The 13,521-nt window shown below is 29.9% G+C and carries 12 protein-coding genes; 6 read left to right on the top strand and 6 right to left on the bottom strand.

All coding sequences use genetic code 11. From position 1 onward, the window contains the following. Nucleotides 1-116: 116 nt before the first annotated feature. The 3 genes from FHR24_RS07325 to FHR24_RS07315 form a co-directional block, all read right to left on the bottom strand. Nucleotides 117-1,154 (bottom strand): PepSY-associated TM helix domain-containing protein, encoded by a 1,038-nt coding sequence (locus FHR24_RS07325; RefSeq protein WP_167186082.1) that lies wholly within the window; start codon nucleotides 1,152-1,154, stop codon nucleotides 117-119. Nucleotides 1,155-1,234: 80 nt separating this feature from the next. Beyond that, a complete protein-coding gene (locus FHR24_RS07320; protein ID WP_167186078.1) occupies nucleotides 1,235-3,625 on the bottom strand; it encodes a TonB-dependent receptor in 2,391 nt (796 codons plus the stop codon). A gap of 182 nt (nucleotides 3,626-3,807) precedes the next feature. Beyond that, nucleotides 3,808-4,158, bottom strand: a complete 351-nt coding sequence (locus FHR24_RS07315; RefSeq protein ID WP_167186075.1) for a 4Fe-4S dicluster domain-containing protein — start codon at nucleotides 4,156-4,158, stop codon at nucleotides 3,808-3,810. A 76-nt stretch (nucleotides 4,159-4,234) separates the two neighbouring features. Between FHR24_RS07315 and FHR24_RS07310 the strand changes: the two genes are divergently transcribed. The 3 genes from FHR24_RS07310 (at nucleotide 4,235) to FHR24_RS07300 (ending at nucleotide 7,418) form a co-directional block, all read left to right on the top strand. Continuing rightward, nucleotides 4,235-5,293 carry an acyl-CoA reductase gene (locus FHR24_RS07310; RefSeq protein ID WP_167186072.1) on the top strand — a complete coding sequence of 353 codons (1,059 nt, stop codon included), beginning with the start codon at nucleotides 4,235-4,237 and terminating at the stop codon, nucleotides 5,291-5,293. A gap of 84 nt (nucleotides 5,294-5,377) precedes the next feature. After that, the gene (serC, locus tag FHR24_RS07305) at nucleotides 5,378-6,436 is read left to right on the top strand and encodes a 3-phosphoserine/phosphohydroxythreonine transaminase (protein WP_167186069.1); all 1,059 of its coding nucleotides are present in this window, start codon (nucleotides 5,378-5,380) and stop codon (nucleotides 6,434-6,436) included. A 31-nt stretch (nucleotides 6,437-6,467) separates the two neighbouring features. Further along, on the top strand, nucleotides 6,468-7,418 hold the full coding sequence (locus FHR24_RS07300; RefSeq protein ID WP_167186066.1) for a D-2-hydroxyacid dehydrogenase: 951 nt from the start codon (nucleotides 6,468-6,470) through the stop codon (nucleotides 7,416-7,418). A gap of 82 nt (nucleotides 7,419-7,500) precedes the next feature. On the opposite strand, the gene FHR24_RS07295 is transcribed toward FHR24_RS07300, so the two are convergent. Continuing rightward, nucleotides 7,501-8,421, bottom strand: coding sequence for a family 16 glycosylhydrolase (locus FHR24_RS07295; RefSeq protein ID WP_167186063.1), 921 nt, complete (start codon nucleotides 8,419-8,421; stop codon nucleotides 7,501-7,503). Between the two features lie 219 nt (nucleotides 8,422-8,640). On the opposite strand from FHR24_RS07295, the gene FHR24_RS07290 reads away from it, so the two are divergent. Next, complete coding sequence (locus tag FHR24_RS07290) at nucleotides 8,641-9,303, top strand: YggS family pyridoxal phosphate-dependent enzyme (RefSeq protein ID WP_167186060.1); 663 nt, start codon at nucleotides 8,641-8,643, stop codon at nucleotides 9,301-9,303. Here the strand turns inward: FHR24_RS07290 and FHR24_RS07285 are convergent. After that, entirely contained in the window at nucleotides 9,300-10,502 is a 1,203-nt protein-coding gene (locus tag FHR24_RS07285; protein WP_167186057.1) for a multidrug effflux MFS transporter, read from the bottom strand. The two genes, FHR24_RS07290 and FHR24_RS07285, sit on opposite strands and share 4 nt — an antisense overlap. An 86-nt stretch (nucleotides 10,503-10,588) precedes the next feature. Next, nucleotides 10,589-11,464 (bottom strand): helix-turn-helix domain-containing protein, encoded by an 876-nt coding sequence (locus FHR24_RS15750; protein ID WP_167186054.1) that lies wholly within the window; start codon nucleotides 11,462-11,464, stop codon nucleotides 10,589-10,591. 143 nt (nucleotides 11,465-11,607) lie between these two features. Between FHR24_RS15750 and FHR24_RS07275 the strand changes: the two genes are divergently transcribed. Continuing rightward, the gene (locus FHR24_RS07275; protein ID WP_167186051.1) at nucleotides 11,608-12,717 is read left to right on the top strand and encodes an exonuclease domain-containing protein; all 1,110 of its coding nucleotides are present in this window, start codon (nucleotides 11,608-11,610) and stop codon (nucleotides 12,715-12,717) included. After that, nucleotides 12,704-13,519 (top strand): ion transporter, encoded by an 816-nt coding sequence (locus FHR24_RS07270; RefSeq protein WP_167186048.1) that lies wholly within the window; start codon nucleotides 12,704-12,706, stop codon nucleotides 13,517-13,519. Before FHR24_RS07275 ends, FHR24_RS07270 begins: the two co-directional genes overlap by 14 nt. The last annotated feature ends 2 nt before the right edge of the window (nucleotides 13,520-13,521 follow it).

The raw sequence follows: 13,521 nt of genomic DNA, 5'->3' as shown, positions 1-13,521 counted from the left end.
TGGCATAACATTTAGTTTTTATAGTATTTACAATCTTGAGATAAAAAAACCACCAAACAACTTAATGTTTGGTGGTTTTTTGAAATAAAATTCGTTATTATTTTTATTCCTGAATATTAAATACATTTTTTTCTAAAAAGATAAAATCGTATTCCTGTAACGTATAAAACAACAGGAATACATCCACTTACAAAAGTAATAAACCGACCTAAGACACCTACTATTTCACCTATATGTATAGGATACATTTGAGCTGTTATTTTAGTACTAAAGACCTCTGTACTATAATCTGAAACTGATATAATTTTATGATCATAATTTGTTGTAATCTCTTTTGTTTTTCTTAATCCACTAGAAAGCTCTCTATTGTTTACGTACCTATATTTATAAGTACTATTTATGTTATTAGGAAAATAAATAGCTCGTAAAAAATACATAGAATCTTTTTTTAACAAAGCTTTTTCCACATTTAAAAAAACTGTACTTACCTTCTCTTTTTTAAGTGTATCAAAAACACTTATTCCTTTTTTATAATACGTATGATAGGTAAAATAACTTCCAGTAAACGCAATAATTGTTAACGGAACTAAAAATAAGACTCCTATTGATTTATGTATATCATAGTTTAGTCTTTTCTTTTTAGCAGTCCATTTTACCAACAATCCTTTTTGGAGATTTTTAGCATATCTTTTCCACCATAAAATAAAACCAGAACTTAATAGTAGTATTAGAAACAGAAGCGTACTAGTCCCTACAATATAGTTCCCTATTTTGGGAATCCCTAAAGTTCTATGAATATGTAACAAATCATCAAAAAACTGAATACTTTTAGATTTACGTCCTAAATATTCCCCTGTTTTAGGATGATAATACGCTACATGACCATTCTGATAAACAATAGATAATGTTTGTTGTTCTCTATAAGGTAAAATTACTTTTTTAAGATTTACTTGCTTAGCAATTACTTTCTGAGTAGTTTTTAAGATGTCTGTTTCTAGTACTTTTGTTGAAGCTTGTATTGTTAACAATTCAGGATTTAAAAACTGAACTATTTCGGGTTGCCAAACATACAAAGCTCCTGTAATTCCAGATACAGAAGCTACTAAACCACAGGTAAGACCTAGCCACAAATGAATAGATTTTATTAGTTTCATTTTTTTAATACTCTTTAGAATTTAAAAAACCCAATAACAGACTATGTATTGGGTTTGCAATTCTACTATAATTAACGTGATTAAAAGTTATAAACAACACTTAATTTAGCGTTGGTTCCTTCTCCTACATTTGTAAATGTTTTTAAAGGAGCTGCCCATTGCCCTCTTGCTGGAATGTAATATTCGTTAAATAAATTATTTATACCTAAAGAGGTACTTATGTTTGGTTTAACTTGATATGCAACCGATAAATTTACCACTGTATATCCTTCTACAGGAAATTCTGTATGTTTAAATTCCCAAATACCTGTAGTCGTATTTTCTATAGGAGAAAACCTTTTTCTATCTCCTAAATTTACCATTCTTATAGTTGTACTCAATTTTGGAGTAGCATTCCAAGTAGCATAAGCTGTTAATTTGGGTGCAGAAATAACATCTCCCCCCAAAAAGCTTAAAGAAGTTTCTGTATCATCATCATACTTTACACCTTCTACATAGGAATAGCTAGTACCTATTACTAACTTATTTTTAATGGCTCTATAGTCTATAGAAACCTCACCTCCAAAAATCTTTTGTGGATTTGTAGAAGGATTAAATGTATTGGTAGTTTCATCCAAAACAACACCCGTTCCTAAATTAGAACTACTAAAATACCCTACAGCTTCTATTCTTATCTTATTTAAGTTAGATATAAAACCAAACTCATAATTATTTGTTACTGCTGGCTCCAACTTAACTTTATTAATATTATCCACAGTTGCAGATCTTAAAACAGATCCTAAATCTGCAATAGAAAAACCTTGAGAGAAACTTACATAAGGTATAAACTCTTTATGTTTTATATATCTAACTCCAATATTATAAGATGGGTTGTTAAATTTTAATTTACCTCCTTCTACAGCTACAGCTGCACTAAAGTTACCATCACTTTTGGGAGAATAAGGTAATGTACTATAGTCTACAATATTCATATTTAAATTGTCATATCTAAATCCCGCTTTAACCACCCAAGATTCTTTTATTTTTAAGCTTGTTTGTACATAATAAGCCCAACTTAACAACTCTATATTAGGAACCCACAACCTACCATCTAACAATCCCTGATTGGTTTTGTCTCTTAATAAATCTACTCCATAAGTAACAGATACATCTAAATCATCATTACCTGTATTTATTGTAGACACAAAGTTAGGTCTTAATCCATATTTTTCAGAATTTATAACTGACTGTCCTCCTTCTTCAAATTTATCAGAATAAAAGAAAATATTTTCTGTGTTTTGATAATATACATCTGTCGCAAAATTTGTTGTATTGTTAAAAACGTCTAATAAATTGTATTTTAAACGCATATTAATCAACCTTGTTCCTGTTGCTTTTTCCCCAGGAATAGATCCTATAACTCCATAACCTGGTGTTAAAGTGTTGTCTCCATTCTCATTTTCCACTGTTATATTAGCTGCTACAGGAATAAATGGAGTGTCTTGTTCCGATTTAAAAATATTTCCGTTAAGTGTTATACTTTCGTTATCACTTATTTCATATACTAACTTTGCAAAAGCACTGTAAATCTTAGTGTTATCTAATCCATATGTAGGCATAATAGCCTTTCCTTTTGCATCGTATTTATTACCTGTTTGTTCAAAACTACCACTTACGTAATACCCAAGTTTATTAGTTCTTCCTTTTAAGGATTGGTAAATTCCATATCCTAAAGCATCTTTTGTATTAGACAAACTAGAGGTTCCCCAAACATTTGTAGTCCCTTCTAGGTTTTTATTACTTGTGGGAGTTTTTGTAATGTAGTTGATAAAACCACCATTACCACCATTACCAAAAATAGAGGTTGCTCCTTTAATAACTTCTACTCTTTTAAGATCGTTAGCATTTACAGATTTTATTCCCAACTGCCCATTTCTTAACGGAGTAGATTGTGGTATTCCATCAATCATGGTTAGTAAGGAACGTCCTCTTAATGTTTGTCCCCAATTAGAAAAAGTTCCTGTACTTACAGCCAAACCAGGTACTGTAGCCTCTAAAATCTCACTTATATTGGTCGTGTTTTGAACCAAAGCTTCTAATTTTTTGGTATTAACAACTGTTATAGAAGCAGGTATTTCTGATAAAAACTCAGAGCTTCTACTAGCAGAAATTACAATTTCATCCAAATTTTTAAAACTGTCTTTTAAACGAATATTTTTAATAATTGTTTGTTGATTTGATCTAACTAGTTTAATTAATTTTGTTTCATAACCAATATAGCTGAATTCTAATGTTGTGTTTTTACTATTTATTTTTAACTCATAATTACCATCAATATCTGTACTTGTTCCTTTTTGTAATCCTTTAATTACAATAGTAGCTCCCATTATAGGAATATCTTTTGTGTCTGTAACTTTTCCTTTTAGTACTATACTTTGTGAAAAAATGAATGAAGAAAGTAGCAACAAACACCAATTTAAAATAATTTTCATTTTATTTATTTTTATTAAGTTTAAATAAGAACAAAAATATACTATATTTTAACAATAACTATTATAAAAAAAATATTTCTTAAAAATAACCATCCATAAGTCACAAAAAATCAATTAAACTAAAAAACCACCAAACAACTTAATGTCTGGTGGTTTTTATCTTTTAAAAAAAGTTATTAAAACTATTCTTTATGTAAAAAAGCTTGTTTTGCTAACAATTCATCTTCTGTTTCTTCTATATCCTCATCAGGTACACAACAATCAACAGGACAAACCGCAGCACACTGTGGTTCATCATGAAAACCTTTACACTCTGTACATTTATCAGGTACTATATAGTATACTTCATCAGAAATAGGCTCTTGATCTTCGTCTGCATTCCCTGCATTTCCGTTAGGTAACACAAAATCTCCATCTAAAGAGGTTCCTTCAGAATATTTCCACTCTTCCGCACCTTCATATATAGCATTGTTAGGGCATTCTGGTTCACAAGCCCCACAATTAATACATTCGTCTGTTATTATAATTGCCATCGTTCTTTTTTCTTTAAATTTGTGCCACAAAAATAGTACATTTTGTATTCATTCAAAACCCACAAACTAACTTATAATGAGTTTAGATAAGAGAAAACAGGCTTTCATTAATTTAGGGCACTTTTTAAATCAGTTTAATAGTAACGGAATTGTTAAAAAAGAAAACGTTTTGCACAACGATTTATTTTTTGATGCTTTTAAAATGCAAATAAAAAGAGCCGAAGAATACAATAGTTGGTTTACCCAAAACAATGTGTTATTTGCTTTAGAAAGCTGGACAAATGCTTTACACCATCAAAATATTTATGAATGGTTAAAAGACTATACCATTGCTAAAGATAGCTCTAAAACCATTGCCATTATTATGGCAGGAAACATTCCTTTAGTAGGTTTTCACGATTTTTTATGTGTAGCCATTACAGGAAATAAAGTTTTGGCTAAATTATCATCTAACGACAAATATTTTATTCCACTTATTGCCAAATATTTAGAATATATAGAACCTAGCTTTAAAGGTAAATTTATGTTTACCGAAGAAAAATTACAGGATTTTGACGGAGTAATTGCTACAGGGAGTAACAATACCGCTCGTTATTTTGATTACTACTTTGGAAAACATCCACATATAATAAGACAAAGTAGAAATGCAGTAGCTGTGTTAGATGGTACTGAAACTCACGAGCAATTAGAAGCTTTAAGTGATGATATTTTTAGATACTATGGTTTAGGATGTAGAAGTATTTCTAAAATTTTTGTGCCTGAGGATTATGATTTTGATAAATTATTTAAAGCAGTATACAAACACAAAGACATTCTTAAATACACCAAATACGTTAATAATTACGATTATAACAAAGCGGTATACTTGATGAGTTTGTTTGATATGAAAGAAAATGGTTTTTTAATGATTAAAGAAGATACAAGCTATGCATCTCCCATAGCCACTCTGTTTTATGAATCTTATACCGATTTAGAAATTTTAAAAGAAAAACTAAATAATGATTCTGATAAAATTCAATGTATCTCTACCGAGTTAAATATTGCAGATTCTGTAAAATTAGGGCAAACTCAAGCACCAAAATTATGGAATTACGCAGATAACGTAGATACTGTTAAATTTTTGTTAGAATTGTAAAAAAACGTTAAAAATAAATAGTTAATCGTAAAGGTAAAGCGAGTAGATTTTATAAATTTGTGCTTTCCAAAAATTAAATATATAATGAAAAAACATAATTTTAGCGCAGGTCCTTCAATATTACCTCAAGAAGTGTTTCAAAAAGCGAGTCAAGCTATTTTAGATTTTGACAATACTGGTTTATCATTAATTGAAATATCGCACCGTAGTAAGGAATTTGTAGCTGTATATGACAAAGCTGTTGCATTGGTAAAAGAAATTTTAAATGTACCTGCTACTCACGAAGTATTATTTTTACAAGGTGGAGCCTCTACACAATTTTTAATGACTGCTATTAACTTGATGAAAGTTGATGGAGGAAAATCTGCATACATCAATACGGGTGCATGGAGTAACAAAGCATTAAAAGAAGCTAAAAACTTTGGAGAAGTTGTAGAAGTAGCCTCTTCTGCAGACACAAACCACAACTACATTCCTAAAGGATACCAAATTCCTACAGATGTAGATTATGTTCACTTTACAAGTAACAACACAATTTTCGGAACTCAGTTTAAAAACTATCCAGAAACAGATGCCGTTTTAGTGGCAGACATGTCTTCTGATATTTTTTCTAAACCTGTTGATGTTTCTAAATTTGGAATTATTTACGCTGGTGCTCAAAAGAACTTAGGTCCTGCTGGAGCAACTTTAGTAATTATTAAAAAAGATATTTTAGGTAACACAGGTAGAACTATTCCTTCTATGTTAGATTACCAAATCCATATTAAAGGAGAAAGTATGTTTAATACTCCTCCTGTATTTGCTATTTATGTATCTATGTTAAACTTAGAATACATGAAGGCTCAAGGTGGATTAGAAGCGATTTCTCAAAAAAATGAAGAGAAAGCAGCATTACTTTACAATGAGATTGATAACAATCCTTCTTTTGTAAATAACGTAGCAAAAGAAGACCGTTCTTTAATGAATGTAGTTTTCTTATTAAATGACGATTCTAAAGATGCTGACTTTTTAGCAGCATGTACAGCAGCAGGAATTAGCAACGTAAAAGGACACCGTTCTGTAGGAGGTTTTAGAGCTTCTATTTACAATGCAATGCCAATTGAAAGCGTACAAGCTTTAGTAGATGTAATGAAGAAATTTTAACGCTTAGTTTTAAGCAAAAAACAATAATTAAATGAAAGTTTTAGCAAACGACGGTTTAGCACAATCTGGTGTTGATGCCTTAGAAAAAGCAGGATTTGAAGTAATTTTAAACACAGTTGCTCAAGATCAATTAGAAAACTACATTAACGAAAACAACGTTGATGTAATCTTAGTAAGATCTGCAACTACTGTAAGACAAGAATTAATAGATGCTTGTCCATCTTTAAAAATCATCGGACGTGGTGGTGTAGGAATGGACAACATTGATGTACAATATGCTAAGGACAAAGGATTACACGTAATCAACACTCCAGCTGCATCTTCTCATTCTGTAGGAGAATTGGTTTTTGCTCACTTATTTGGATTGGTACGTTTCTTACAAGACTCTAACCGTAACATGCCTTTAGAAGGTGAAACTAAGTTTGGAGCTTTAAAAAAATCTTACGCTAAAGGAGTTGAATTAAAAGGACAAACTTTAGGAGTTATTGGTTTTGGTCGTATTGGTCAAGCTACTGCTAAAATTGCTTTAGGATTAGGTATGAAAGTAATTGCTTTTGACCCTTTCTTTGAAAAAGTAGATTTAGACTTAGAGTTTTTTGATGGACAAAAAGTAAGCTTTACCATTAACACTACTTCTAAAGAAGAAGTATTAAAAAATGCTGACTTTGTAACTTTACACGTACCTGCACAAGATGGTTACGTTATTGGTGCTCCTGAGTTTAAAATCATGAAAAATACTTCTATTATTATCAATGCTGCTCGTGGTGGTGTAATTGATGAAGTTGCTTTGGTTGAAGCTTTAGAGGCTGGAGAAATTTCAAAAGCAGCATTAGACGTTTTTGAAACAGAACCTAAACCTTCTATGAAAGTTTTAATGAACCCAAACATTTCATTAACTCCACACATTGGTGCTGCTACTTTAGAAGCACAAGATCGTATTGGAACTGAATTAGCTTCTCAGATTATTTCTATTTTGAAGTAATATTATATAGTTAATTTTAAACATAAAAAATCCCCTTATTTCTAAAGAAATAAGGGGATTTTTATTTGTTGTTCTTCCAAAATTATTTGATTCCTAAATAATCTTCTGCATATTTTTTACTTTGTCTTTTTAAACGTTTTCCTTTACTCCAATAACGAAAATACTTCACTCTAAACTCTTGATCTAACTTACTTTTGTCAGATGGTAAAGCACCAAACCATTTGTTAGACTCGTTGTTAAAGTTAATTTCTAAAGGTTGATACCAATGTGTGTTTTCTGCTTCTCTAAACAACACACCATCTATATAAAAACGAATGTAATCTTCATCCCACTCTATTCCCCACACATGATAATCTTCTAACAAATTAAAAGGTACTTTGTACTTATTATTTCTACTAAAATGTTTTTTAACTCCTCCATATTCATCTGGAGATCTAAATACGTGTATGTTAGAGTTTAAATCGTTTTGTTGATTTTTAGTGGCTGGAGAATTTTCACAAAAATCAATTTCTGTCCACCAATCTCTTGTTCCTAAACATGCCCAAAAACCAGATACCCAAGTATCATCCATTAATTTCATTTCAGCTTCAAAATAACCGTACAAAACTTTTTGTTTGCTTTTAATAAACCCTGCAGTGTGCGTGTATCCTTCTGGCAATTCTTCATGTTTAGAATGCTGATTTATTTTAAACACCAATTCATCATCCTTTAAACTTACGTTAGATCCATGAAAAAACGTTGGTTTTCTTCCTTTCCATCCCGGGTTATTAGGATGCCATTTTCTAGTATCTAATCTTTTACTATCAAACTCATCACTCATCTTGTCAGACAACACCCAATTCTTTTTATTGGCTTGATCAGACAATGGACTCACATTATTTACTCGTTTGGGAGCATTAGAAAAATCTATTTCATTAGAAAATCTTTCTTTTGGTTTGGTTTGTGAAAAACCTGTATTAATTACTGCCAATAACAGAATTGCTCCTATTTTTAATTTGTTCATTTTTTAATATTTATTCAATAGTTAAAACTTACTTGCTTATAACAAGCTTATACTTTTGTAAATTTCAACAAATTAAACCATTAAAAATTATACTGATTAGCTAAAAAATTAAACTTATTTAACATTATTATTTTTTAAAAAGTTGATAGATTACACCATTCGTTATTCTATAATTACTTGTGTATTGTTTATTTTTGTTTAAACAATAGAACAAATAATATGAGTATTTCTAACAATTTAATCACCATCCAAAAAAACATTCCAGAGCATGTAACCTTAGTTGCTGTATCTAAAACAAAACCTGTTACAGATATACTAGAAGCATATAATGCAGGACAACGTGTTTTTGGTGAAAATAAAATTCAGGAAATGGCAGCTAAGTATGACGATTTACCCAAAGATATTTCTTGGCATATGATTGGTCATTTACAAAGCAATAAGGTAAAATATATGGCTCATTTTGTAAATTTAATTCATGGAGTAGATAGTTTTACTACATTGATAGAAATTAACAAACAAGCCAAAAAACACAACAGAGTTATTCATTGTTTGTTACAGTTAAAAATTGCTCAAGAAGACTCTAAATTTGGTTTGTCCAAAGAAGAAGTAAAAAATATTTTAAACTCATACGATTACAAAAATATGGAAAACATAAAAGTAGTTGGGTTGATGGGAATGGCTAGTTTTGTAGATGATGAAAATCAAATTAAAAAAGAGTTTAAAATATTAACATCTTTTTATGAAGAAACTAAAATTCATCAACCACAGTTTAACATCATTTCTATGGGAATGAGCGGAGATTATGAATTGGCCATTGCAGAAGGAAGTACTATGGTACGTGTAGGAAGTGCTATTTTTGGAAATAGAAATTACGCAGTTTAATTACTTGCCTTTTGATAAAAATAGAAAAATATATTTCCTGCTAAAGAACAAGCAAACATTGCCACTCCTATGGGAATTAAATTGTCTGAATGAAAAACAGCTATTGACGTTCCTAACAAAAAACCTAATAAAAACCTGGTAATTCCCAACGTTGCATTTGCAGATCCACTTGCTTCTGGGTTTATGTTTAATATAATGGCAGATCCATTACCAAAAATCAACCCTAAACTTCCTATAAAAAATACAATCAATACAAATACGTTCCAAAATGTATCTTGATTAAAAAGAATGGTTAGCATTAACAACAAACCAGATGTTAATTGCAGAATCAACCCTGTTTTTAAAATTTTAACAGGACTGTAGAACTTTAGTAAATATGTATTTAATAAAGATAGTATTATGTTTAACAAAATATTAGCTCCAAAAAAAAACGGAAATTTTTCTGTAGAAATCCCAAAATATTCTAAATAAATAAAAGAAGAGCTTGTAATAAAAATATACAATCCAGAAACAGGCAAACAAATGGCCATTAAAAATAATACCGATTTTTTATGAGATAAAAAGACTCGGTACTTTTTAAAAAACTGATTGATAGTGATTTTTTTGGTTATATGAATAGACTCTCTAGACTCTGGCACAAAAATCATAAATATTACAAACAGTAGCAATGCGAATAAAAACAAGAAATAAAAAACACCTTGCCAACCTTGGTAAAACGTAATATAAGTACCTAAAATGGGAGCGCACAAGGGTGCCAACATCATAATCATTGCTGTCATCGTTATTAACTTTGCTACTTGTTTTCCACTGTATAAATCGCGAATAAACAAGTTAGAAGTTACCGTTGCAAAACCACCACCAAAAGCTTGTAAAAACCTAAAAAAAAGCACCCATTCTATTTGAGTACAAAAAGGAATGACCAAAGCAGAAAGACCATAAAGTCCCACCCCAATTAGTGTGATTGGTTTTCTACCATAAGTATCAGACAAAGGACCTCCAAAAAAATTACCTATAGCAAAACCTAAAAAATAAACAGTAATTGTTAATTCTATTACATTAATAGTAACCCCATAAAACGTAGCCATTAAAGGCATTGCAGATAAAAAAGAATCTATGGCAAACGGAGACAATGCTATTAACAGTGCCATTAAAAAAGCAACAGTTCTATAATTATTTTTATGAATTTTAAGACTTTTCATTGTGAATATTCAAAATTTATAAGAGGCAAATGTATTAGTTACCTCAAACAAAAAGACAATATAAAAGACATATAAAATGATACTTTTTAAGGTAGTTTTCTAAAGGCTAATGGAGTTCTCATTTGATGGTTTTTAAAAAATTTGATAAAATTAGTAGTTTCATCAAACCCCATTATATGCGCAATTTCATCAATAGAATGTGTGGTTTGTATTAGTAAAGATTTAGCTCTTAGTATTTGATAATTCATCAATACTTTTTTAGCAGATAACCCAGTTGCTTTTTTTACACATTCCGATAAATAAATAGGAGTTATATGTAGTCCACTCGCATAATCTGCAATTTTTTTATAAGCCTGACTATCTTGTAAAATCATTTCTTCAAACCTAGATGTAATCTCCTCATATCTTTTTAGCAAAACATTGCCAGATTCTCCTTTTAAAATTCTTTTTATGTAAAAAAGTAAAATATTTACATAAGATTCAATAATCTCTAAACTATACGTTTCATTGTTCGTCATTTCTATATACATTGTTTCTAATATATTTTTAATGTATACTTTTTCTGCTTTGCTAATGTTATAAATAGGATTGGTGTTTAGTTTAAAAAACGGATATTCTAATAAAATATCATACTGATGTCTTTTGGGTTTAAAAATTTGAGAGGTAAAAAACAAGACATACCCTGTAGGTTTTTCTACTCTGTTTATAGACATTGGTTGCATGGGAGATGTAAATGTAATAGAGTTGTTTAATTTTTCTAATACCGTATGCCCTATCTTAATGCTATTTTTATTTTCTTCATGAAAAGCAATTTCAAAAAAACGCTTGTAATGCGGAAAACTCTCTATTCTTTTTGCATAATCCATATCCTGAATTTTTAACAAATAAAAGTCTGGAGAAATTCCTTTTTTAGTCACTCCTAATTCTGCTAAAAACTCCTCTATTGTATTAAAAATTTTCACTTTTTGAATTTATTAAGTTTCTATAAAAATACAATTTGTTAACTACATAAACTTACCAGCCTTACATATACACCAATCAATTTGGATATGTTATATTTGTATGTAACACTTAGCTTAAAAAATTGCTAACATTAATTATTTAGATGTACGCTATTGTAGATATTGAAACCACAGGAGGAAAATTTAACGAGGAAGGTATGACAGAAATTGCCATTCATAAATTTGATGGTAAAAAAGTAGTTGATAAGTTTATCACCCTAGTAAACCCTGAAATTCCTATTCAACCCTTTGTTGTGCAATTAACAGGTATTAATGATAAAATGTTAGTAAAAGCTCCTAAGTTTCATGAAATAGCCAAACAAATTATAGAAATTACGGAAGGATGTATTCTAGTAGCACACAACGCTAATTTTGATTATAGAATTTTAAGAAACGAGTTTAGACGTTTGGGCTATAACTATGTAAAAGATACTTTGTGTACCGTAGAACTAAGTAGAAAATTAATTCCAGATCAAGAATCTTACAGTTTAGGTAAACTTTGTAGAAGTTTAGGAATTCCTATGAGCGATCGTCATAGAGCTAATGGTGATGCTGTTGCTACAGTTAAACTTTTTAAAATGCTCTTAAACAAAGATGTTGAGAAAATTATTATAAAGGCAAACGTAAAATCCGAAGGAAAAACACAACTAAAAAAGGCCTCTACAAGTCTTACAGATAAGTTTGTTAAAATTTTAAATAAATCCCCAAGAAAAACAGGAGTATTTTATTTACACAATCCTAAAGGAGACATTATTTACATTGGTAAAAACAGAAATATTAGAAATGGTGTCAATCAATTATTGCTAAGAACCTCTAAAAGAGCAAAAACGTTACACAAACAAATTGATGACATTAGCTTTGAAGAAACAGGAAGCATTTTAATTGCTAATATTAAAAGTAACGAAGAAGTAAGTATCAACAAACCCTACTTTAACGCCCCAAAAAGAAACCATATTCCCACTACCGTTTTTAATATAGAAAACGCATTGTTGATAGATATGGGTAGAAATACGGCAGAAAAATCGGTGTTTCTATTACAAAACGGACAAATTAAAGGATTTGCATATATAGAATTGGCACATCAAATTAATCATATAGGTATTGTAGAAAACATTCTATTTCCTATTGATAATTCCCTTTACAATCGTCACGAAATCAAGAAGTTTTTAGAAGGAGGTAAATTCAAAAAAATAATTAGAATTGAAACAGAATAACCAAAACTGGAAACTAAAATTACATGAAATAATTTACGAGGCAGACACTCCTGCAGGTAAGTTGTTTGATGTGGCTTTACTTATTTTAATTTTAATAAGTGTTTTGGTTGTTATGCTAGAAAGTGTAGAACCTTTGCAAAATGCCTACGGTTTTTACTTTAATTTTATAGAATGGATTATTACTATTTTATTTACCATAGAATATATTTTAAGAGTGATTACTGTAAAATCTCCTCTAAAATATATTTTAAGTTGGTACGGAATTATAGATTTAATAGCCACATTACCCAAATACATTGGTTTGTTTGTTACTAGAACAGAAGCCTTATTAGTCTTAAGATCCCTTAGATTATTAAGAGTATTTACCATTTTAAAACTTGCCAGATATGTTGGTGCTTCTAACGATTTAATTAAAGCTATAAAAGCAAGTAAAGCCAAAATTGGAGTGTTTATTTTTGCCGTTCTTATTTTATCTATGCTATTAGGAACAGCTATGTATTTAATAGAAGGAAATACAGATAGTGGTTTTACAAGTATTCCTAGAAGTATTTATTGGGCAATTGTAACCATGACTACTGTTGGTTATGGAGATATTGCTCCTGCTACTGCCTTAGGTCAGTTTTTTGCTTCTTTAGTTATGATTATGGGATACGGAATTATAGCAGTTCCCACAGGAATTGTTACTTCAGAATTTACCCACGCAAAAAGAACAACTACCAATACTCAAACCTGTACCAATTGTAGCAAATCTAATCACAAAGACAATGCGAACTTTTGCTACCATTGTGGTGATAAATTATAAAA

The sequence above is a fragment of the Wenyingzhuangia heitensis genome, assembly GCF_011762155.1.
GTDB lineage: Bacteria > Bacteroidota > Bacteroidia > Flavobacteriales > Flavobacteriaceae > Wenyingzhuangia > Wenyingzhuangia heitensis.
This window is presented reverse-complemented; position numbering and strand designations above follow the sequence as displayed.

Excerpts from the sequence above, each read along its gene's own strand:
- FHR24_RS07300 (WP_167186066.1), top strand. The coding sequence starts at position 6,468 with ATGAAAGTTTTAGCAAACGACGGTTTAGCACAATCTGGTGTTGATGCC.
- FHR24_RS07295 (WP_167186063.1), bottom strand. The coding sequence starts at position 8,421 with ATGAACAAATTAAAAATAGGAGCAATTCTGTTATTGGCAGTAATTAAT.
- FHR24_RS07315 (WP_167186075.1), bottom strand. The coding sequence starts at position 4,158 with ATGGCAATTATAATAACAGACGAATGTATTAATTGTGGGGCTTGTGAA.
- FHR24_RS07275 (WP_167186051.1), top strand. The coding sequence starts at position 11,608 with ATGTACGCTATTGTAGATATTGAAACCACAGGAGGAAAATTTAACGAG.
- FHR24_RS07290 (WP_167186060.1), top strand. The coding sequence starts at position 8,641 with ATGAGTATTTCTAACAATTTAATCACCATCCAAAAAAACATTCCAGAG.
- FHR24_RS07285 (WP_167186057.1), bottom strand. The coding sequence starts at position 10,502 with ATGAAAAGTCTTAAAATTCATAAAAATAATTATAGAACTGTTGCTTTT.
- FHR24_RS07310 (WP_167186072.1), top strand. The coding sequence starts at position 4,235 with ATGAGTTTAGATAAGAGAAAACAGGCTTTCATTAATTTAGGGCACTTT.
- serC (WP_167186069.1), top strand. The coding sequence starts at position 5,378 with ATGAAAAAACATAATTTTAGCGCAGGTCCTTCAATATTACCTCAAGAA.
- FHR24_RS07320 (WP_167186078.1), bottom strand. The coding sequence starts at position 3,625 with ATGAAAATTATTTTAAATTGGTGTTTGTTGCTACTTTCTTCATTCATT.
- FHR24_RS07325 (WP_167186082.1), bottom strand. The coding sequence starts at position 1,154 with ATGAAACTAATAAAATCTATTCATTTGTGGCTAGGTCTTACCTGTGGT.